The organism is Pontibacter sp. H249, from assembly GCF_037892465.1.
Classification (GTDB): Bacteria; Bacteroidota; Bacteroidia; order Cytophagales; family Hymenobacteraceae; genus Pontibacter.
In genome coordinates this window covers 78,471-101,619 of sequence record NZ_JBBKTR010000018.1, presented here as the reverse complement: position 1 = coordinate 101,619, position 23,149 = coordinate 78,471, and the positions used below count along the sequence as shown (strand labels likewise).

The following is a 23,149-nucleotide window of genomic DNA, read 5'->3' as shown; positions in this document are numbered from 1 at the left end:
CAGGTGGATCACCGCGTCGAACCTGTGCTCTGAGAAGATCTCCTCCAGGTATGCAGCGTCCACGATGTCGCCCTTCAGGAAAGTGTAGTTTTCCCTGTCCTCAATGTCGGTGAGGTTAGCCAGGTTGCCGGCGTAGGTCAGCTTGTCGAGGTTGTAGATCCGGTAGTTCGGGTACTTGGTGACGAACAGGCGCACCACGTGAGAGCCGATGAAGCCGGCCCCTCCGGTAATTAATATTTTTGTTGTACTCAATGGTTTAAAATTAACTTATTTAATCCCTTTATTACCAACCTACTGGTTGTCCTCCATATACTTACTTATCGCTACTTCAGTATCACCAAAGTATATCAGTTCCCCCTGCTTCATAAAAGCAGCTCTGTTGCAGTACCGCCTTATTACATCCATGGAGTGACTAACCAAGATCACGGTTCTTCCTTTTATCCAGGAGCTTTCGAATACCTTGATTGCCTTCTCCTGAAACTTGGCATCCCCTACTGCGAAGATTTCATCTAGGAACATGATATCCGCTCCTGCCTTCACGGCTATCGAGAAACCCAACCTGGCAACCATACCTGATGAGAAGAATTTGATCTTTGTATCAACGAAGCCCTCGAGTTCAGCAAACTCTATGATTTCGTCAAAGATAGCATCAACTTCTTTTATCTTTAGGCCAAGTACTGATCCAGAAACATACACGTTCTCCCTAGCAGTTAGTTCGTGGCTCATGCCTACGCCAAGATTCATCAGCATTGTAGAGCCGGTTATATTCACATAGCCGCTATCAGTTGGATACACACCTGCCAAAAGCTTTACAAGAGTAGATTTACCCGAGCCGTTTCTACCTAACAAACCAATACATTCCCCCTGCATAATTTCAAGCGACATACTCTTAAGTGAAGGCACATATTTAGTCTTAGGAGGATTGAATAAATTGAACAACCTATGTTTAACAGTATTATGACTATCCTCTGATATTTTAAAAGTCTTGCTGATATTTCTTGCCTTTATAGCAACCGCACGATCAACAGTAGTAGTATTTCCCATAAGAATTAAAGCTTTTCAGCAGCTTTAGAGCCAAGTTTGTTTAAAAGAATAAGACCAATGAACAGAAGAAATATAGCATACATAAAGTCGAATAAAAGTAGTTCCATATCAGGTTGACTATTATACATCATCACATTTCTTGCATTAATAATTATTCCAGCAAGAGGATTCGCATAATCAAAGTTAGGAAGTGCCTCTCTGAATGAAACTAATTTGTAAAAAATTGGAGATAAGAAAAACAAGAAAGTAGAAACTACTTGCCACACTTGGTTTATATCCTTTGCAATCACATAAATATTAGAAAGTATAAGTGATGCAGCTAGTGATAAGATAAAAAGATTGACAAATATCACGGGCATCCATAAATTAAAAATAGAGGGTCCTAATGAAGTTGGTTCCAAGAAGAAGTAAAATATCAGAAACATAATAAAATTGAATGAAAATCCTATAACACTACTTAAGATTGTAGATATATAGATTTCTATTTTATTCATGTTACTATATTCATACAGGTACTTCTTAGTGTTTAACAGCTGTATTGTACCACTTGTAGATTCAATAAAAAAGTTGAAAAGGATTAGTCCAATAAATAAGTAAGAAGCAAATGCAGGGACATCTTGCTTCATTATGATCTGGAACACGACATAATAAATACCGATATCCATCACAGGCTTCAATAGAGCCCAAAACAAGCCTAACTTATTTTCATAATACCTAAGTTTGAATTCAATTTTTGCCAAGAGCCAAATTCTCTCCATTTTGTTGGAGCTCTTGTACCAGTCACTAATGATAGCTGTAATCATAAAAATATTATTTTAACAGTTTGTATATCCTGTAGGCGAATTGTTTAGCTTTTTTGTTTCTTTTTAAAGTTGATACTATTCTTTGATTGATTTTTTGTCCAAATGGCAATCTATTAATAACATCATAGTCTAATGTTGGATTATCCAGAAATATTCCGGGACCGTTTTCTGAGGAGAGGTTATAAATTTCTATTCCATAATTTGAATATGCTTTCCGATGCTTTTGTGTTATATACTCTATAAGAATCTGCTTTTTTACCTTTGTAATGTTTCTAATCATTGACTTCTTTCTCACTCTATAGTAAAACAGAACTTCAGGTAGCACAATACCACAATAACCTGATGTTACCATAGAGATTACACTTTCATAATCTTCCAAACCTTGAAAAGGCATGTGTATATCATTTAGGCCCGCTTTCAGAAATGATTTTTTTTTGTAAACCAAAGCACTTGAATTCACTAAGTTATGATACAAAATCAATGGAGGTTCTGGATTAAAAGTTGGCCACACCTTTTTAGATCCTTCAAAATATTGTGTCCAACATCCAACAAAATGAACATTGCTATATAATTTTAATACATTAATTGCTTTTGTGAAATACCTTGGATCTACTTTATCGTCTGAGTCTAAAAAAGCAATAAATACTCCTTTAGCTTCTTTAGCACCTCTATTTCTTGCACTTGCTAGTCCTTCATTTTTTTGATCTATAATTCTAATTCTTGTATCTCCCTTTAGTGTGTTAAGTTTATGTATACTATCAATATCATTACTTCCATCATTTACAATAATAATTTCAATATCAGTGTAATCTGACAATAGAATTGAGTTTACAGTTTCCTCAATATAGGTGCCCATATTAAAATATGGCACAATAACAGATAATTTACTCTCTACCCCACTAATATCGCCTATGATAAACTCTTGGGAATGAACATGCACAAACGGATATTCAAAAGGTGTACTTTCCTTATTTAGGAATTCAATTACTTTGCTCTTCCGAGCAAAAGTTAAGTTATAGTTATACTCACTTTTGATTCTCTCAACAGCATTTAATGATATGTGACTTCTTTCTATAGATGTTAAAGATAAGGCCCTTTTGAGTTTATTAAAGAAGCTAGAATTATCAGTATGGTCAAAAACAAAGCCACTAATGCCATCTTCAACTATCTCGGATTGCCCGCCTTGCTTAGACACTAACACTACTAAGCCGATATTCATCATCTCCATAACTACGTATGGTAGATTATCGACAATACTAGGTATTATAACAACCTTTGCACTCTCTAGCCTCTCCTTAATTTTACCTGGTGGTAACTTATCTTCTATTATTAAAAGTTTATTAGAAATGAACTTAGCATACTTCTGTCTAACTACATCTCCCATATTCTTTCCCTCTGGATGGTAAACTATTTCTTGACCACCAATTAGAAAGAGCTTTTCATTAAACCCTTCCTCCCATAGTTCAACAAAATAATCTACTAACTTAAATGTTCCTTTCTGAGGAGAAAGCTTACCAAAAAATACAATATCTTCAGCCTTAGCCTTTTTTACTTCATTACTGTCTGCAAAATAAGGATTTGGTACATGATGTATCTTATTTCTATCGATATACATTCTTTTTTCTATCTCTTCTATCAAATAAGAGCTAGGTGAGATACATATATCAGCTGAAATGATACAAAAACGCTCCATCTCACCTATCCAATAGTTTGGATATTGGAAGAGTGGCACCTGATTATATTCCAGATATAAAAATGCAGGAGAATGAAGTGTAATGATAAACTTTGTATTTTTATACCATTCGTATCTTATGAACTTATGCTGTAACAAATAATATGCAATTCCTAGATATTCTTGAGATTCAATTATATCAGGTGCTCCTTCACTCTTAATAAAAGTTTTTACAATCTCAAGAAACCGATAGCTAAGATTTGCAGCGTACCCTAAGAACTGATTAGTTTCTCCAGTAGAGGCATTAAATCGGATAATTCTGATTTTATCCTGCTCTTCAACTATATAGTCATCTACAACTTCATCATTAAGAAATATTGTAACATAATATCCTCTCTCTGCAAGCATTCTCGCTGTATTAAAACAGTAAGTACTAATGCCTCCTCCATAAAATGGGGGGTACTCAGTGGTTAATAGCCAGTATTGCATATTAGATTTTACTTGAATATAGATCCTATAGACCGTTTACCAAGCATTACTTTAACAAGATGCCCAATTCTCTTAAACCACAACGGTAATACTTCATATTCTTTATGATACCAATCTAAGACCTCTTTATATTCCTTTTCTTGTATTTCCTTACTAATATTCAAAAAGTTGCGATACACTTCAACCCTTTCCTGTAATAGACTTTTCTCATGAATTAAATTTTCTACTTCATTCTTTTGCTCAATCACCGTATTAAGACAAACGCCAATGCTACAGTTGTTGTCTTGTTCAGCCCTTCTTGAGGCTGCATTTAGCGGTCTGCATAATATTAGTGATGATATGTTTCTATTGACAAGATGAGTTAGAAGTTTGGTTTGAAACTCATAACTGCTAAACATTTCGGGCTGTACAAGTGTAACTCCTTTGTCATCAATTATTTGTTGTGAAGAATCAAATATAGAAAATACAGGTAATAAAATTTTGTTGTTCCTTTGTACTGAGAAGACGGATTCTATTTTGCTAACTAAATGCGACACTGAATGGCTGGGATGGCTATTAAACACTGGAATGACTGCCAAACCTCCAACTCTATAATAATTACTTAACAACGTAATCAAGTATAGGTCTTGATAAGTTTTATCCTGAAGATTCAAGTTCCCACTAAAAGATAGCGTCACAATAAATTTAAAGTCACATCCAATTAACAACTTTATCAATTCATCATTAATTTCTACAGGACTCTGAATAATTACATTTATGCATTTACTTGTGACATTATGAAATTTTCTAGCTTCCTCAGAAATTTGATCAATATATATATTAGATAATATATTTGATATCATTATCAGACCCCCTTTATTAAGTAACCCTGTGAGGTTACTATCCAACTAAGCAATCTCTCCCATGCATGTGTTCTGCTGCCGCAATAATTATCTAGCACGTTACCCTCTTCCAAACTTGCTCTAATTGCAAGTGGGCAGTTAGCATTAAAAAAGTTTAGCAATGGCTTAACCTTAACCCAAAACATTGTACCTGCTACATATTTATAATTTGGAGGATTTATATTAAAACTACCCATTAACTCTAGAAGGAATACAGAGTTAGTACTACCTTCAAACTGATAATTTCTGAACTCCTCTTCTAAGATGTATTTATTTGCGGCTACGATACCACAATTATTATCACTAAAGTGGTTACTAATTTTCTCAATAGACTCAGTAGATAAAATTTTTAATAAGTCTCTTTTCCAAGAATTACTTTTTAAAGCCTGTAGACTCTTTTTATCATGAAGAAATACAAAACAGTCACAGTCTAGGTCAAGTCTCAAGTATAGAGCAACAAGGTTAAGCTTTGCTCCAATATCCTTACCAACATTAGATGAAAGTGTGATAAAGCAGTTTTCTAGCTTTTCTTTTAATACTTTAGAGATGAACTCATTATTAGGAGTATCGATACATATGTTAATAAAAAAGTATACCTCTTTACCATCAAACACTGCTAATTCTTGTAAAACATCGTCTAAGCTATCCTCATAAAATATATGGTAAAAAACGGCGATTCTAAAATTCATTTTGAGTAAGTCAGTTATTTCGAAGCTGAGCTGATAGTCAGCAGCTTTTCATCAAACAAATAAGATACTTTATAAAACTCCTCAGGAAGTACTCCAGTGCTACATTTAGCTAATATGTGAATCAGGAATTGGAACAGCAAAACTGTAGTTATTTGGATCATAACGTTTGATTTCTTTGAAAGGCAAGATATTATGCCAATTAAATAAACGAGTATCAGTAACAATTCTGTCATCTAAGAAGCAGCATATTGAGAATATCCTTTCTATTGCATGGCTTAATGTCCCATCTTTGATACCAACTAATTTATCTTCAGTCTCAAAATCTTCTGCATTCAGATTTAATTCTCTAAAGACCTTTAATACCTCCACTCTAATCCAAAACATAGTACCTGCAATAAAATGAAACTCATCATTTATTTCATAGCCAAGTTTTGTCGCTAATTTTTTTACCAAGGGTTTATTATCACCCCAATAGTTTTTAGTATTTAATATGTGTCCCTCAGGGCCAATTATTCCGATATTCTCATACTGCTCAAAATATTGCCTTATGTAATTTAGAGTTTCTTCATTACCTACAAGCTTTGCTAACAGTTCATTTCTCCAGACGTGGCCATCTTCTCTATGACTTGATTTTTTAGAATGTATCTTGCACAGATACTTACAACCACTCTCTATTATATCATCTATAAATAAAATAAACGGTAAAACATCCCTACCTTTATTTTCTACTAACTTAATTTTAGCAGTCGGATATTTCTTCAGTATAGTCTCTCTAAGTACTTCTGATTCACTTCCTTGATCAACAATACTTATGAACAAATGAAAGTTTAGATTCAAGTTACCCAAATATGAATCTATTTCATTCCACAAGTCATGATAATAAATATGAATACAAAATCCTAACTCAACTGTTTTAGTGAAACTTACATTTATACTATTAGGGAAATATTCTAACACTTGTGCTGTTGCATCAAGCACAGAAAAGCCATAAAATCGGTCTGGCTCTAAGTGGGTACCTTCAGCCCATTCATTCCAAGCATTTATAAACAAAAACTTATCTTTGTCATATCTCTCGTTTGTATATCTAGCTGCCTCAAGTAACCAATCCTGATAAACTTTTGGTGATGAGTAATGAAATATGTGACCATCATTATTTCTTCTTGCTGTATTATCCCACGATGGCATTACACCCTTATAAACTCTATACTCAGGATACTTCATTTGCTTCATGTTATTAGCTACTTTCCTGTAGTCATATATTTTACCAGAAAACTCTGGATTGTTGAGCTTTATAGTTGCCTTATCATGAGTATCTAGCTCAATGTACCCTGCAGGTGTTGCTGGCGGAAATTCAACCAAAGCGTCTAATCCAAATTCTGCTGGATCCTCACATCCAAAGCCTTTTACACTTATTAAATGCAAATCTGGAAAACCCATTTCTTTAGCTGCTTTTCTCCAGTGTGAAGCAGTCTCTTTGAAATCTGGAAATAATGTTGGTTTATAAACCATTAGTACTGGTTTAGCATCATACTTGATGTACCTTTTGTCTAAAAGATAATCTTTAATAGAGTCTAAGAACTCTAGATCAGTTTTTGTATTATGATTTTGTTTTAGAAGAACTTGACTGTCTAAACCATCCCATCTTTTGGTCCAGTTCTCATTTGCCCAGCAAAGCATAAAGTTGATGTCTAAATCCTTATTGTTGTAGATTAAATCTAGAGGTGTCTCTAATACTCTTTTACCTTCAAACCAATAGTGGTAAATACAAAATCCATATATACCATAGTGCTTTGCAATATTTATTTGCTTCTTTATTGCTGATTTATCTGTGAGATTATAAAAACCTAAATCCCCAGGCAAATGTGGTTGATAATGTCCTTCAAATTGGGAAAATGTTTTTGTCACATTAGTCCATTCAGTAAATCCCTTTACCCAATTGTTATCATTTTCTTTTATCGGATGAAACTGAGGCAAATAAAAAGCTATTGTTTTGATTGCAGTATTTACAACAGAGAACTCCCTCATCTCTTTATAGTCCCCGCTTCTGTTCTTCATAAAATAGGTCATGTCGCAGAACACCTTCTCTCCAGAAGCTGACTCTCTGCTTAATGACGCCGTCTTGGGTAATTCTATGAATTCTATAGCATTCGCTTTTATATTCTTTTTAAAGTTATAAATATTGGCGCCAAGGCTTTTGATACTTCCAACAAAATATCCTTTAACCCTTGATTGGTTTTTCAACAGCTGGTCTAAAAATACACCATATTTACTTTGTCTAATAAGTTTGAAGGTGTCAATAGAGAACTCTACATTGCCTGCTATATTTTCATGTGGATCAAATCGTATTTGATTACAGTTTTGGTTTATTTTTATATAAAACGTTGTTAAGTAGCCGTTACTCAAGCTAAATTCATAAGCTGTATCCTCAGAGAAAAGACCATTAAAATCAAAATATAATTTTGATGTAATATGGTTAAAAGGAATGTTTTTGAAATTCGCTTTAATTTGAAATTTATACCAGCCATATTCTAGAGGGGAATTAAATCCAAACCAGATTTGAGGATCATTAGTCGTAGAAATAAAGCAATTAACCTCGGTTTCCTCAATATTTTCTACAGCTGACTTATACTTTTGTAAAAGTTTCATTTTATATAAATTAATAATTTTAACGCAAAATTTTTTCTTTTAAAGTACCAATGAAACTCCTACTTTCATATGTGCGCTTATACCAATCAATATCCTGCTGCAAACGATCAATATCATTTAGCAACTTATTTACAATTTGCCTATTACCTTCAGTAAGTCGCCTGTTAGTTTCCAGCTCAGCGTACAACTCTGTGATTTTCTGATCACGCTGATCAATAATATTTTCAAGCTTAGCTAAACGTTCTACAAGAAGCTGCATAGCCTCATGCTTTATTTTAACTTCATTAAGCAACTGATCTTGAATAACTTCTAAAGATTGATGAATGGCTTCTAAGTAAAAAGGGTGCGGTTCATCTTTGGGTAGGAGTAAAGGTTCGCCCATACGGTATACTAAAAGGGTACTAAATTAAATTGCTGCTTGTAATGTTTCGTGATCCGGGGTAGATCGCTTTGTCTGATAAATGCGTTTGTAGTCTAGGAAGTTCTGGAACATATCAAATTCTGATTTACAAATGTCCCTGGAGTGCTGGCCCATCACATCTACCATATCTCTATTGTTAAAATAACTTAAGATCTTAACAATGGCTTCGGTTTTATTTGTAAATATATCGCCGTTGATACCTTTTTTAACGACATCCTTATTACCCACGCATTCACTGAGAAGTACCGGCTTGTTTAAAGCTAAGGCCTCAAGCACGCCAAAAGAAAGTCCCTCGAAGATGGAAGTTGATAAATACACATCAGCCTGTACTACGAGCCTCTTAATTTCTTCTGAAGAGACCCAACCTGTGACTTGAATGTTTTGAGAGGTTAACAGGTGCTTCTCCTGTCCATCTCCCGCCCAAATAAACCTAAACTGTTTAAACTCTTCAAAATAGGAAGCAATCTCATTAAAAAGGGCTGGGTTTTTCTGGTTTTCAATCCGACCTGTAGTTATGACAGTGAAGACATCATTTTCTTTTTTGACCGCAGGCTGATTAAAACTTTTTACTGATATACCATTATTGACATAAACTGAACGCACACCAAGTTTGCCGTACACTTTTTGTTCAGAGGCCGAACAGCATACAACCTCCCCTCCTATCCTATTTCCAAATTTCTCGATCTGCTGATAAAAAAAGTTAGCAATAGAACTGCCTCCTGATAAAAAGGGCGCTCCGTTGGGAGTATAAACAACCTTTTCAATACCTGCCATCCTACAAGCAATTCTTCCTAAGAAACCGCTTTTAGATGAATGTAAATGAACAGCATCTACCAGGTTTTTGCGTTTTAACCTTCTTAAAATTTTATAAAGCTCAGCTAATGCCAGGAAGTCCTTTAGAGGGTGTATAGACCTTTGCGCTGATTGCCAGCGAATAAAACGGACATTATTTTTGGGAAAGGTATTTTTTACTGCCGCTGCTGATACCTCTTTCTTTCGTTCGCCGTGAACAACAATATGCAACTCATCTGGCATAGATTCCGTAAGAGAGCGTACAAAAACCGAAACTCCGGCAGCGAAAGGTTCAACAACGTGTACAATAATCATAAGTTTGTTTATTCAGAGCAATCTTATAGGGCATATCATGCCCTATACAAAACTCCACAAAGTTAATATAATATACTCTTATATAACAAATGAATATGTAGTTATTTACCTTATTATTTTCCTTACTAAAAGGAAAATCGGAATAGTTTAATATTTGGTTATCAGAGCCTTCGTTTTGAGAATAAAGTTGTAAGGAATAAGAAGAAGTAGACGGAGCTTAGCAATACCAAGTTGCTTCATAAGATAGTTTGTTCCGAACACTTTCACAATTCTTTTCCGGGCCAATAACTGAAGTTTTCGTTTCGAAATAGAAATACCTCCTTTGTTTATTTCACAGGTTACTAGAAAATCAGCTATAACTGCCCCTTTAGAGACATTAAGTATATTCCAGAAAAAGGCATAATCCTCTACATATTCATACCCTTCAGGATACGACCCTACACTTTCAATTAGCTCGCTTCTGAATATTACTCCCGGATGAATGAACACGTTTCTCAGGTGCATTTCCTTTAAAATCTGTTGATGGTCAGTTGGAGTCGTATAGTTATAAGACAAAGTTCCATCTTCTGTCTCAAATTTGCACCAACAGCCTAGAAGACCTGTTTCGGTATTTGCATACAAGAACTCAACTTGTTTATAAAACCGATCAGATCGACAAACATCTCCACAATCTAAGCGAGCTATGTATTTAACCTTCAAATTCTTTTGAATCCAACGAAGGCCTGTGTTCATAGCCTTCGTGATACCTCCATTTACACTGCACTTTATGATGTGCAAAGGGACGGGGTGATTGACACCTCTCATCGCTTCTGCTTTAGTAAGAGGTGTATTGCTACCATCGTCAACGACTAAAACCAAGAACTTACCAGTATGATACTCAATACTATTCAGCGATTTTCTTAATCCTTCAATGTTATTATAGTATGGTACAAGCACACATACATCAAGTACCTCCTGTGTTATATTATCCATTATTACAGCCTAAATCATACGCACAGAAGGCGTAAAACCAATACTCAAAAGTATAATAATTGTAGCGGAAGCACATCAATACTTTTGTAAAAAGAGAATAACCTCAAAATAGTAATGATTGCACATATTATTTACTGATTCTTACTCTTCTTAATAGCATCATACACCACCTGTAGCACTTTGGTGCGAGTGTTCAACTTGCTTAGTTTCGGGTTATCTCGGCTTGGGTTTACTCGGTTAGACAAAAACACATATACTAAATTATTCACAGGATCTACCCAAGTATAAGTGCCTGTAAAGCCAGAGTGTCCAAAACTTTCTACAGGTGCCGACGGGGCTGCGTTGCTGTTCTGCTCACCGGGTTTGGCAGGCCTGTCGAAGCCGAGGGCGCGGTAGTTACCCTGATCGCAGAACTGGCTCTTGCTAAACTCCTCTACCACCCCATCCGCTATGTAGCGTTTGTAGCCATACACTCCATCGTTCAGGTACATCTGCATCAGCTTGGCTAGATCGTTGGCGGTACCAAACAAACCGGCGTGGCCGCTCACACCACCTAACATGGCGGCGCCCTCATCATTCACGGTGCCATGCAACAGGCTTTTCCTGAAGTGTGGGTCAAACTCTGTAGGCACAATGCGTGATCTTGGGTATTTGGTGTAAGGGTTAAAGGTTAACGTGGTAGCGCCAAGCGACTCGTAGAAGTTTTCCTGCAGGTACGTCTGGAAATCCTCACCAGTAATGTTCTCGATCACCTTCGGAGCAAGTATAAACGACAGGTCGCTGTACACGTAACCCGGCTTCTCGTTTAGCGGGTACTCCACTATACTTTCATAGATCTTCTTGTGGTACTTGCGGTGCATGTAAAGGTTATCGGCTACTCTAAAAGGGAATCGTGCAGTGGAATCTTCGTTAAAGGTGCGCCACTTAAATTTGCCGTTCTTCTTCACCGTCTCCTTCCAGAAAGGTATCCAGGCATACAGGCGGGCCTGGTGCGTGAGGATGTCTCTATACTTCAGGTTCTGAAGGTCTGTGCCCTGTACCATGGGTAAGTATGCACCAAGCGTGTTGTCTACATTAAACCTGCCCTCCCCTTTCAGCTTCATGAAAGCAGCCATTGAGGTACTGATCTTAGTTACAGATGCCAGGTCGTAGATGTCGGTATTTTTTACAGGCGCTTCGTTGTCGTACGTATGGTAGCCGAAGGATTTATGATAGATCACCTTACCGTCTTTTGCCACCAGCACCTGTGCCCCAGGAGTAGCTTTTTCCTGTATAGCTTGTGCTACTAAAGAGTCTATTCCTGCAAAATGCTCCGACTTCAGGCCAACCGCCTCCGCCATACTATACGCCAGCCGTATGCCGCCATGCGTTATCAAACCATCGTTTAAATTAAAGGCATTGGATACGGCAATAGGCAACTTACCTTTAGCACTTATGCCACCAAAGATCAGCTGTGATGCAATATCCTGCGTTTCCGGCGACTCCTGGTAAGCGGCAATAACGGCATCGGCCTTATCTAGACTCTCTATTTTAGCCAAGCTGTATACATTGCCAAACACACTCACGATTGTTTTTTGGCTGCGAATCAGGTCTTTCAGGAAGAAGTTCATTTCGGCAGTGATGCCGAAGTTGCTGCCGCCGGCTTTTAACTGCAGTTTGTGCACTCCCGCTACAATCAGGTTATACTTTGCCAGCTGGTCCTTCAGCTGCTGGAGCTCTGCCAGGGTAGCAGTTGGCTTCAGAAAAAAAGTATCTACTTTCGTGTAGCGTGCCAGGTTTCTCTGAAAGTCTGTTTCGGTATATGTGCCTATGGCAAGGGCAGCAATGCGTAGGGTATCCAGGTAATTTAGCGGAAGTATGTTTCCCTTATTGCGCAGCAGCGTGAGCGAAGCTTCTGTTAACTGGCGGCTCAGATTTTTAGCGTAAGGGTTGTTCAGGTCCTCGATCAGGTTTTCAGTTTCGATAGGCTTATACTTGTCGAGTCCTACCCATTGCTTGGCGGCCAGTAACTTACGTACCCGGGCATCAATTTCTGCCTGGGTTATCTCTCCGTTCTGTATGGCTTTTTTGATTTCCTCAATGGTGGTTTTTACATCCATGGTGTTCAGCAGCACATCGTTGCCGGCAAGCAAAGCCTTTACATCTACTATGCCCGGAGGATAGAATTTTGCCACGCCCTGCATGTTCAAGGCATCGGTAAACACCAGGCCTTTATACTTTAATTCCTTCTTTAGCAGGTCCATTACAATGCGCTCGGATAAAGTAGATGCCAGGTTCGGTGTATTATCCAGCACCGGAATGTTCATGTGCGCCACCATCAAGCTTCCTAATCCATTTTCCATCAATTCCCGAAACGGGTACAGCTCTACAGAATCTAGCCTGATGCGGGAGAAGTTAAGGATTGGTAAGTCTGCGTGTGAGTCTACATTGGTATCGCCATGGCCGGGGAAGTGCTTGGCGTTTGCCAGCACACGCTGGTCCTGCATACCTTTCATATAGGCCATAGCCTTGCGGGTAACGTTATACTTGTCTTCGCCGAAAGCCCGGAAACCGATCACAGGGTTGTTGGCATTGTTGTTCACATCCACCACCGGCGCAAAGTTAACGTGTATGCCCAGGCGCTTGCACTGACGGGCAATCTCTGCCCCCATCTCGTAAATCAACTGCTCATTCTCTATCCCTCCCAAAGACATCTGGTACGGAAAGCGAATGGTACTATCCAGACGCATGGCAAGTCCCCACTCAGCATCTATAGTTACCATCAACGGCACCTTGCTTTCCTGCTGGTATCGGTTTGTCATCTGTGCCTGCCTCACCGGACCGCCTTGGAAAAATATCAAGCCGCCTACTTTATAAGTAGTAATTAAATTGCTAATAGAGTCGATGTGCGCCTGGTCGCGGTTAGAGTATACCGGGATCATAATCAGCTGCGCAATACGTTCTTCCGGCGTCAGGGTGCTCATCACAGAGTCTACCCACCTGGATTGTTGCCAAGCCAGAAAATCGGGGTCTCTGGTTTGATCATAAGGCAAAGCAGTTTTTTGTACAGTGTTTTTTGTACCGGAGCGACTTCGCTGCGCATCAGCCTGCAGGACAAAAAACATCCATAGTATAGTTAGCAAAAGCGATAAAGTATGTTTTTTCAAGACGAACAGGTGGTTTAGTATCAAGTATTTAGTATGTATACAGTAAAAGCAAAATTAAGGTAAAAAGTATAGATGGAAGAAAAATAAGCATAACTGACTGTGTATACTGTAAGAAAAACAAAAGCTCCTCCCTATACTTAAAAGGAACCCTTGGGCTGGTCTGATAGTTGCATAGTATAATTCAATAGATTAAACCTTTATATTTTAAACCACTCTAAGGCAGTAACAACTAAGCTTATATAGCCTATAAAATTTAACTGCTAATTCAGCATAAACTATTACATTTAGCCGTGCTTTTGTAGTTACAACGACAAACGCCAGAGGCATATAAATTAATCTACATTTTCTTAAAACTAAACCGACTACTAATAACTAAATGACAAATTTGAATTCTATGAAAAGTAAGAAGAACTGGAAAAACCACCTTCGTATTTTACTTTTTGGAGCAGCCATGTTTACTGCCGCAGAAGCCTCTGCACAGTATAACCCAAACAATGGCACCAAAAATACCTTTATCGATAAAGCCAACATGGACCTGTCTGTTAAGCCAGGCGATGACTTTTATACTTACGCTGGTGGTGTATGGGTTAAAAACAACCCGGTTCCGGCAAAGGAAACCCGCTGGGGTAGCTTTAACCTGCTGCGCGACTTTAACATCAAGGCTGTAAAAGATATCCTGAACGAGGCAGCAGCTGACAAAAACGCAGCAACTGGATCTGTGAACAAGCGTGTAGGCGATTTTTATGCAGCTGCCATGGATAGTGCTGCTATCGAGAAACTGGGATACAAGCCTATCAAAAAAGACCTGAAGCGTACCGGTAAGGTTAAAGACGTAAACGGTTTACTGAACGAGGTAACTTACCTGAGAACATCAGGAGCAGGTTCTCCGATGTATGGTTTCTATGTTGGCCAGGACCGCAAGAACCCGAACAACATGGTGCCTCAGCTTAGCCAGGGCGGTACAACTTTACCTGACCGCGACTACTACCTGAAAGATGATGCCCGCAGCAAAAAGATTCAGGACGCTTATAAAACATATATAACTACCCTGTTTACTTTAACAGGTGAATCTCAGGCTAAAGCTCAAGCAAACGCTGAGACTATCTTTAACCTGGAGAAAAAGCTGGCAGCTGCACAGATGGCTCGTGTAGAGATGCGCGACCCATATAAAACGTACAACAAATTCTCTGTTGCCGACTTCAGCAAAACCACTCCGAACATGGATTGGAAAGCGTTGATGGCTAAGATGAAAGTGAACGGCCAGGACACTATACTTGTAAACAACCCTAAGTTCTTTGTAGAGCTGGACGGCATGCTGAAAAGCGTACCTGCTAAAGACTGGGCTACGTACCTGCAGTGGAACGTGCTGAAGTCATCTGCGCCATACCTTAGCTCTGATTTCACAAATGCTAACTTTGCCTTTACACAAGCTCTAACAGGCCAGAAAGTACAAACGCCACGTTGGCAGCGCATGTCGCAGTTAACTGACGGTACAATCGGTGAATTGCTAGGCCAACTGTATGTGCAAAAGCACTTTAAGCCAGAAGCAAAAGCTCGTATGAACGAGATGATCGCTAACCTGATCAAGGCTTATGAGATTCGTATCAACGGTCTGGATTGGATGAGTGCTGAAACAAAAGAGAAAGCGCTTGCTAAACTACATGCCTTCCGTCCAAAAGTAGGGTACCCGGATAAGTGGGAAACGTATGAGGGCTTAGATATCTCTCGTAATACTTTCTTTGCGAATGTGCGCAACTCTGGTGAGTGGGGCTACAACAAAATGGTGAGCCAGCTAGGTAAGCCAGTAGACCGTGAGCGTTGGGGCATGACACCTCCGACAGTAAACGCATACTACAGCCCAGTGATGAATGAGATCGTATTCCCGGCAGGTATCCTGCAGTTCCCGTTCTTCGATCCGAATGCGGATGATGCGGTAAACTACGGTGGTATTGGTGCAGTAATCGGTCACGAGATATCTCATGGTTTTGATGACTCTGGTAGCCAGTACGACAAAGACGGTACGTTGCGCAACTGGTGGCAGCCTGAAGACCTTGCAAAGTTTAAAGCAAAAGCAAAGTTGCTGAAAGAGCAGTATGATGCTTATACTGTATTAGATACTGTTCATGTAAATGGTCAGCTTACTTTAGGTGAGAACATTGGTGACCTTGGTGGACTTGCAGGTGCTTACGAAGCCTTTAAAATGACGAAGCAGGGCCAGTCTAACGAGAAAATTGATGGCTTTACTCCTGATCAGCGTTTCTTCCTGTCGTGGGCACAAGTATGGAGAGGTAACATTTTGCCAGAGGCAGCTGCCCAGCAAATCATTACTGATACACACTCACCTGGCCAGTTCAGAACCGTTGGACCGCTAGTGAACATGGATGCCTGGTATGAGGCATTTGATGTGAAGCCGGGAGATAAGCTGTATAAAGCTCCGGAAGAAAGAATCAGAATCTGGTAAGTATAACCGGATAGAATCTATATCTTGGAAAGCCGCTCAGACATTAGTTTGAGCGGCTTTTTTTATACTACCTGTTATTTCGAGCCCAGCGAGAAATCTGGAGCATTTCATGAACCTGAAATATGTCAGATTTATTACTAGCGTTTGAAATGACAACTGATTATCCTAAAACCTTCTGATGTATTTATAGTTTTAAACACTTAAGACTAAAATACAAAGTATAAATGCCGAATCTATTTTCTCCTCTTACTGTAAAGAGTATTACGCTTAAAAATAGAATTGCCGTATCGCCGATGTGCCAGTACTCCAGCCAGGATGGCTTTGCCAACGACTGGCATTTGGTGCACCTTGGCAGTCGTGCAGTAGGTGGTGCAGGACTAGTCATAGCAGAAGCTACAGCTGTTTCGCCTGAGGGTAGAATTACACCTGATGACACTGGCTTATGGAAAGACGAGCATATTCCGATGTGGCAGCGCATCAATGCTTTTATCGAATCGCAGGGAGCCATTCCGGGTGTGCAAATGGCTCATGCTGGCAGAAAAGCCAGCCACAGCAGTCCGTGGAAGGGAGCTAAAGCTTTAACTCCCTCAGAAGGTGGATGGCAAACAGTTGCACCAAGCGCCATACCTTTCTCAGATGCAGAACCTGCTCCCCTGGCACTCGATAAGGAAGGTATACAAAAACTGATCTCTGACTTTAGAAAAGCTGCTGTAAGATCTTTAGAGGCTGGTTTTAAGGTAGTAGAGGTACATGCCGCACATGGCTACTTACTACACGAGTTCTACTCCCCGCTCAGTAACAAACGAACTGATGAATACGGCGGATCCTTTGATAACCGCATTCGCCTGTTGCTAGAAGTAACAGAAAGTATAAAAGAAGTGTGGCCTGACGATTACCCGCTTATCGTGCGTATCTCCGCTACCGACTGGACTGAAGGCGGTTGGACCAGCGATGACTCTGTGGAGTTGGCTAGAGTGCTGCAACAGCGCGGTGTTGACTTGATTGACTGCTCTACAGGCGGCAACGTACCAGCTGCTAAAATTCCTGTTGGGCCTTTATATCAGGTGGAGTTCGCTGAAAGTATAAAAAAAGAAACAGGCATGATGACAGGCGCTGTTGGTATGATCACCACCGCTCAGGAAGCAGAGTCGATTATTACAAACGGCCAGGCAGATTTAGTATTATTGGCAAGAGAGTTACTGAGAGATCCATACTTTCCGATGCACGCTGCCTTAGAACTGGGATACGAGCATACATGGCCACCGCAGTACGATAGGGCAAAGCCACGCAAAGTATAAGTATAATTTGCATAAAGCTGCCGTAAAGGCAAATTTAAATGAGTTTGTCATTTCGAATGCAATGAGAAATCTGGAGTATTGCGGAACTGTAAATTCTCAAGTTTTCTCGCTTTGCTTAAAGTGACAGGATCAGCTAATGCCGATCTGTTTTAGTGAGATACGCTGAATAGGGGCGGCATGAATCAATCTTAAAGTTGTACCTAAGCAGATGGTATTAGACCTAATTAAAGGTGACGAATGGAGAAATTTATACTTTTAATGATAGATAAACACGACTAGCATCGACTCACAAGTATAAACTAATTAACATCTATGCCCTCTACTTGGTAAAACTGATAAAATTGATGTAGTTTAGTGTTGCAGCATTTGGTCAGAAAGAAATTGATCTCGGCAAATTGTTGCACTAACCAAACTAAACACTAACTACTACTACATCTGCATGGAGCAAGTCTCTTCGCCAGCACCCTTAATTACCAACGATGCCGTTGTTTTAGGCATCCTGGTTGTGATCCTGGCATTCGTTTTCAGAACATCATCCAGTAACCACCCTTTCTTTAAGAAGTTTTACTCAGTAGTGCCATCGGTATTGCTTTGTTATCTTATACCAAGTTTACTGAACTCCTTCAACATCATCTCCGGTGAGCAATCCAGCTTGTACAACATGGCTTCGCGTTACCTGCTGCCGGCCAGTTTGGTACTGTTTACCCTCAGCCTCGACCTGAAAGAGATCTGGAAGCTGCGTCACAAAGCTGGTCTGATGTTTTTAACGGGGACTGTGGGTATTATGATCGGTGGTCCGCTGGCTATACTTATTGTATCTACGTTTGCCCCGGACATTGTAGATGGAGAAGGACCAATGGCTGTTTGGCGTGGCCTTTCTACCATTGCCGGCAGTTGGATAGGCGGTGGTGCAAACCAGTTGGCTATGTTCGAAGTGTTTCAGCCTGACCCGAACCTGTTCTCTGCCGTGATAGCCGTGGATGTGATTGTGGCTAATGTATGGATGGCAGTTCTGCTATTCGGAGCTGGCTACAGTGAGAAAGTGGATAAATTCTTTAAAGCAGACAGCACCGCTGTAAATGACCTGAAAGAAAAGATCGAGAAGCACAGGCTCAGCATCATGAAGATCCCAAACCTGTCGGATACAGCCATGATTGCCGGTGTGGGATTAGGCATAACAGGTATTGCGCACTTTTTTGCTGATATTATTGCGCCCTGGATCGAAATGAATGCACCTTACCTGGATAAGTTCAGCCTTACCTCCGGCTTTTTCTGGATCGTAGTAATTGCGACTACGCTTGGCGTGTTTCTTTCTTTTACAAAAGCCCGCAACCTGGAAGGTGTTGGTGCAACGCGCATTGGCAGCCTGTTCCTGTATATACTGGTGGCCACTATTGGTATGCAGATGGATATTACGGCCATTGTAAGTCAACCAGGATTGTTCCTAGTGGGTATCATCTGGATTATGGTACACATGTTGCTTCTATTTATCATTGGTAAGCTGGTAAGAGCACCGTTCTTCTTCCTGGCTGTTGGTAGCCAAGCTAACGTGGGTGGCGCTGCTTCTGCTCCTATTGTGGCGGCAGCTTTCCATCCGGCACTTGCACCGGTTGGTGTACTTTTATCTATACTTGGTTATGCTGTTGGCACCTATGGCGCTTACATTTCGGGGCTGATGATGCAAATGGTTGCACCGTAATAGAATTAAAATTTGTTTAAATTAGTTATAAGCTTGAAACACCAGTTAATTAACCTTAACTTCTAATCACTATGAGAAGAATTCTTCCTATACTTTTACTCGGCTCCCTGTTTGCCTGTACTTCCACTAAAACCACTGTGGATACGGCTGCTACTGCAACTCCTACTGCAGCCGCTGCTCCATCTCAGCTTGCTACCCACGTAGAAGAGGTAAGAAAGCAGTTTGCACCGGATAAGCGTACGGTGCTGTTTGATGTAAAAGCCAAAGAAAACGGCGTGCTGGTGGGCGAGACCATCGTTCCGGAGGCTAAAGCTGCTCTTTTAAGTAAATTAAATGCTGCAGGACTCTCCTACACCGATAGCATCCAGGTACTGCCGGAGGCTCAGCTGGAGGGCAAAAACTATGCAGTAGTTACCCTGTCTGTAGCTAACCTGCGCTCACAGCCAAAGCACCCTGCTGAACTGGCGACACAGGCTATGATGGGAACTCCGCTTAAAGTATGGAAAGCACAGGACGGCTGGTATTTGGTACAGACCCCTGACCACTACCTGGCTTGGGTAGACCGTGCCGGTGTTAAACTGATGACCAAAGCTGAGATTGATGCATGGCAGAAGGGCGAAAAGCTGATATACACCAACCCTTACGGTTTTGCTTTTGATTCTAAAGACAAGCAGGGCGCAACAGTATCTGACCTAGTATATGGTGATGTGATGGTTGTAAAAGGCAAGTCTAAGGATTTCTACGAAGTTAGCTTCCCAGATGGCCGTTCAGGTTTTATTGCTACATCTGAGGCTGCTCCTTACAAAGAATGGATCACGAGCCGCCAGCCAAACGAGAAAAACCTGGTAGCAACGAGCAAGCGTCTGATGGGACTTCCATACTTATGGGGAGGTACTTCTTTTAAAGGGGTAGACTGCAGTGGCTTTACCAAAACAGTATACTTCATGAACGGTATTGTATTGCCTCGCGACGCTTCGCAGCAGGTAAACGTAGGTGAGTTAATTGATACCGATAAGAACTGGGATAATCTGAAACCTGGCGACCTGCTGTTCTTTGGGGTGCCTGCAAAAGACGGTAAGCCAGAGCGTATAGTACACGTGGGCATGTGGATCGGTGGTGATAAAGAGTTTATCCACTCTGCTGGCCGCGTAAAAATCAGTAGCATGAACCCATCTTCACCCAACTGGGATGAGTTCGAGAATAACCGTTACCTCAGAACAAAACGCCCTACTCCAGGTCCTGAACTGCTGGACCTGCGTGCAAGTTCTATTTACGAATAAGACGAAAGTATCAAGTATAGAAAAATCCCCTGTTGGTGAACGACAGGGGATTTTTGTTTTAGCAGTACCGTAGCTAACCACCCCTAGCCCCTCCTTAGCTAAGGCGGGGAATTTTATTTACTCTTTCATCTGCCCTCACAGTAGCTGCTTTCTTATCTTTTTGTCATCCTAGTAGGGTCTTGGTAGAAGGGAGATTAAGCGGCAACAACAGAATTTATACTTTTGCTAAAGGAGTAGCAAATTCCCCCATCTTAGACTACCGAGAACGCAAGTTAAAAGGTAGCGAGCCTAGCTCTGAGGGGGTAAAGGAGGTTGGATACGCTACTACAGAAATAGAGAAAAGGGTGTTCCCGGAAAATTGGTTCTGAACCAGGAAGTCTAGAACAGCAGGCTACTATATGATAATCATACTTACCTGACCAACTTCTCCCCCACTCTATACTTCTCAATTTTAGCAGCCAGAAAAGCGATATCCTCCGAAGTATGCAGGCTGTTAAGCACCACACGTGTTATAGGCTCACTTTCGGGGTCGGGATAAGAGAAGCAGGATATAATGACATCTTCTTCTAACGCATAGTATAAACTGTGCTCTTTCGTGTAGAAGACCGGATATGAATCAAAGCAGTCGAAAAAGCCGCAACCACTTACCAGTTGCTGAAACTGCAGCACATTACGCTCCAGCTGTTGCCTGGCCTGTGCAAAGGTATCCTGGGCATGCACAAAGGCATACAGATAGGCAGGCGGCGCAGGAGAACCTCCTACAAAGTATGGCGACTTCCGAAGTGAATTAATTCTACTAGAAGGCCCCAGTACCACACCACCAGCTATACCTAATGCCTTTCCCATAGAGGCTACTACGATCAGCTCTACATTAAGCTTTGCCAGCTTTTTCAGAGCAGGATAAACGCCCGCTCCGTTGTCTCCTAGTAAACCAAACCCATGAGAGTCGTCCACAACAAGTGTAATGTTACGGTTGGTAGGCAGTTGAGAAACCCAGCTGAAATCATACTTCTTGGCCCTGAGCGGATCTACAGAGTTCATCACCAGCACCACTTCTCCCCTGCTATGCTTTATACTTTCGGGCAAAGATGCTACCCACGAAGTATAATCCTGGTGATTGGCATCGGCGGCGGTGCGCCAGACAGCAGGGTGTGCATCCGGGGCGTAAATAAAGGTTTGGCCTTTGGCAATGGTACGGATAAGTGCCTGCCCCGCCAGGTAACCCGACGAAAAAGTAAGGGCCGCTTCGGCTCCTGCCAAAGCGGCCAGCATATCTTCGGCCTCGTCGTATACAGCCAGTTTCAGGTTCGAGTTTCTGGAACTGGAGTAGGTGGTGCCGTAGCTTTTACTGCCCTCGTATATCAAGGCTTCCAACTGGCTGTTTTTGCACATGCCCAGGTAAGAAGTACCGCTAAAGTATAGCAGTTCTTTTCCGTCTGCTACAACGGTTCTTCCGGTAAGTGCTTCTACCACAGCCATAGCTATACTTTATACTTTTAAGCCTCTATCAGTTGCGGAAGCAGCTGTGCACCTGTACCTTTTTCTTTCGGATACACCAGGCCAGTTTCTGTTACCACCACGCCTGTAGCAATATCTTCTCTTAACAGCAGGGCTCCGTCCATATCTACGTAGTCCAGCATTGGTGCCAGGTGGCCAATAGCAGAAATACCTACCGATGACTCCGTCATACAACCGATCATCACTTTCATACCCAACTCACGTGCCTCTTTGATCATGCGGATTGCTGGCGTTACACCACCACATTTGGTCAGCTTGATATTTACGCCATGGAAGAGGTTATGGCATTGGGCAACATCGGCCTCTACTATACAGCTTTCGTCAGCGATAAGCGGAAGTACAGAGTGCTTGTACACTTCTTTCATACCTTCCATATTATCGGCTTTCATGGGTTGCTCAATAAACTGTACCCCTAGTTTTTTCAGCTCTACAGCATTGTTTATAGTTTCATCCACGCCCCAGGCGCAGTTGGCATCTACCCTGAAAACAGCATCGGTGTGCTTGCGCAGCTCACGCACAATCTCCAGGTCTTCTTTTGTACCTAATTTAATTTTATAGATCGGCCACGGCATTTCCTTCATCTTCTGCACCATCTTCTCAATAGAATCTATCCCGATGGTATAGTTCGAAATCGGGGCATTTTTAGGATCAAGGTTCCAGAGCTGGTACAGCGGCTTGCCCATCTTCTTGCCGTATAGGTCATGCACAGCCTCATCTAAAGCGCATTGGGTAAAAGAGCTGTGCTGCAGCGCCGGACGCACCTGCTCCCAGAAGGCAGCCGGGTCTGTTATCTCTGTCGATTCGATCTGCTCCCGGATGTTCTCTAGGTTTTGCGTCATCCCCTCAATCGTTTGGCCATAGTATGGGTTGCTGGTAGCTTCACCGTAGCCCCTGAACTCCCCGTCCTCCAGTTCCACGATCAGGGTGTCCTGCTCGTCGCGGGAGTCGTAGGATATGGTAAACGTATGGCGCAAAGGCAAGGCAAAAGATCGGATCGTTAACTTCATAGTATTGTATGTTTAG

General features: G+C 41.0%; 17 protein-coding genes. 4 read left to right on the top strand and 13 right to left on the bottom strand.

Translation table 11 applies throughout. The features are described from left to right. The 11 genes from WG943_RS18515 to WG943_RS18465 all read right to left on the bottom strand — a co-directional run. On the bottom strand, positions 1–252 hold a 252-nt coding region (locus WG943_RS18515), incomplete at its 3' end, for a GDP-mannose 4,6-dehydratase (RefSeq protein WP_340411292.1). Between the two features lie 39 nt (positions 253–291). Continuing rightward, on the bottom strand, positions 292–1,044 hold the full coding sequence (locus WG943_RS18510) for an ABC transporter ATP-binding protein (RefSeq protein WP_340411291.1): 753 nt from the start codon (positions 1,042–1,044) through the stop codon (positions 292–294). Positions 1,045–1,049: 5 nt separating this feature from the next. Beyond that, entirely contained in the window at positions 1,050–1,847 is a 798-nt protein-coding gene (locus WG943_RS18505) for an ABC transporter permease (protein ID WP_340411289.1), read from the bottom strand. 7 nt (positions 1,848–1,854) lie between these two features. Next, a complete protein-coding gene (locus WG943_RS18500) occupies positions 1,855–4,008 on the bottom strand; it encodes a glycosyltransferase (RefSeq protein WP_340411288.1) in 2,154 nt (717 codons plus the stop codon). 8 nt (positions 4,009–4,016) lie between these two features. Beyond that, positions 4,017–4,850, bottom strand: a complete 834-nt coding sequence (locus tag WG943_RS18495; protein ID WP_340411285.1) for a hypothetical protein — start codon at positions 4,848–4,850, stop codon at positions 4,017–4,019. A gap of 2 nt (positions 4,851–4,852) precedes the next feature. Beyond that, on the bottom strand, positions 4,853–5,578 hold the full coding sequence (locus WG943_RS18490) for a rhamnan synthesis F family protein (RefSeq protein ID WP_340411283.1): 726 nt from the start codon (positions 5,576–5,578) through the stop codon (positions 4,853–4,855). Between the two features lie 105 nt (positions 5,579–5,683). Next, entirely contained in the window at positions 5,684–8,224 is a 2,541-nt protein-coding gene (locus tag WG943_RS18485) for a glycoside hydrolase family 99-like domain-containing protein (protein WP_340411282.1), read from the bottom strand. Between the two features lie 19 nt (positions 8,225–8,243). Then, entirely contained in the window at positions 8,244–8,606 is a 363-nt protein-coding gene (locus WG943_RS18480; protein ID WP_340411280.1) for a hypothetical protein, read from the bottom strand. Positions 8,607–8,630: 24 nt separating this feature from the next. Beyond that, positions 8,631–9,752, bottom strand: a complete 1,122-nt coding sequence (locus WG943_RS18475) for a glycosyltransferase (protein WP_340411278.1) — start codon at positions 9,750–9,752, stop codon at positions 8,631–8,633. A 147-nt stretch (positions 9,753–9,899) separates the two neighbouring features. After that, positions 9,900–10,724 (bottom strand): glycosyltransferase, encoded by an 825-nt coding sequence (locus tag WG943_RS18470; RefSeq protein WP_340411276.1) that lies wholly within the window; start codon positions 10,722–10,724, stop codon positions 9,900–9,902. 131 nt (positions 10,725–10,855) lie between these two features. After that, entirely contained in the window at positions 10,856–13,687 is a 2,832-nt protein-coding gene (locus tag WG943_RS18465; RefSeq protein ID WP_445323652.1) for a glycoside hydrolase family 3 N-terminal domain-containing protein, read from the bottom strand. A 577-nt stretch (positions 13,688–14,264) separates the two neighbouring features. Between WG943_RS18465 and WG943_RS18460 the strand changes: the two genes are divergently transcribed. The 4 genes from WG943_RS18460 to WG943_RS18445 all read left to right on the top strand — a co-directional run bounded on the left by WG943_RS18460 (position 14,265) and on the right by WG943_RS18445 (position 20,608). Further along, positions 14,265–16,331, top strand: a complete 2,067-nt coding sequence (locus WG943_RS18460; RefSeq protein ID WP_445323651.1) for a M13 family metallopeptidase — start codon at positions 14,265–14,267, stop codon at positions 16,329–16,331. Between the two features lie 224 nt (positions 16,332–16,555). Next, a complete protein-coding gene (locus WG943_RS18455) occupies positions 16,556–17,629 on the top strand; it encodes an NADH:flavin oxidoreductase/NADH oxidase (RefSeq protein ID WP_340411272.1) in 1,074 nt (357 codons plus the stop codon). A gap of 439 nt (positions 17,630–18,068) precedes the next feature. Continuing rightward, positions 18,069–19,328, top strand: coding sequence for a DUF819 family protein (locus WG943_RS18450; RefSeq protein WP_340411271.1), 1,260 nt, complete (start codon positions 18,069–18,071; stop codon positions 19,326–19,328). A gap of 71 nt (positions 19,329–19,399) precedes the next feature. Then, positions 19,400–20,608 (top strand): C40 family peptidase, encoded by a 1,209-nt coding sequence (locus WG943_RS18445; protein WP_340411269.1) that lies wholly within the window; start codon positions 19,400–19,402, stop codon positions 20,606–20,608. A gap of 411 nt (positions 20,609–21,019) precedes the next feature. Here WG943_RS18445 and WG943_RS18440 read toward each other — a convergent pair whose 3' ends face one another. Further along, positions 21,020–22,087, bottom strand: coding sequence for an aminotransferase class I/II-fold pyridoxal phosphate-dependent enzyme (locus tag WG943_RS18440; RefSeq protein ID WP_340411267.1), 1,068 nt, complete (start codon positions 22,085–22,087; stop codon positions 21,020–21,022). A gap of 17 nt (positions 22,088–22,104) precedes the next feature. Then, complete coding sequence (locus tag WG943_RS18435; protein ID WP_340411266.1) at positions 22,105–23,133, bottom strand: dipeptide epimerase; 1,029 nt, start codon at positions 23,131–23,133, stop codon at positions 22,105–22,107. Between the last annotated feature and the right edge of the window lie 16 nt (positions 23,134–23,149).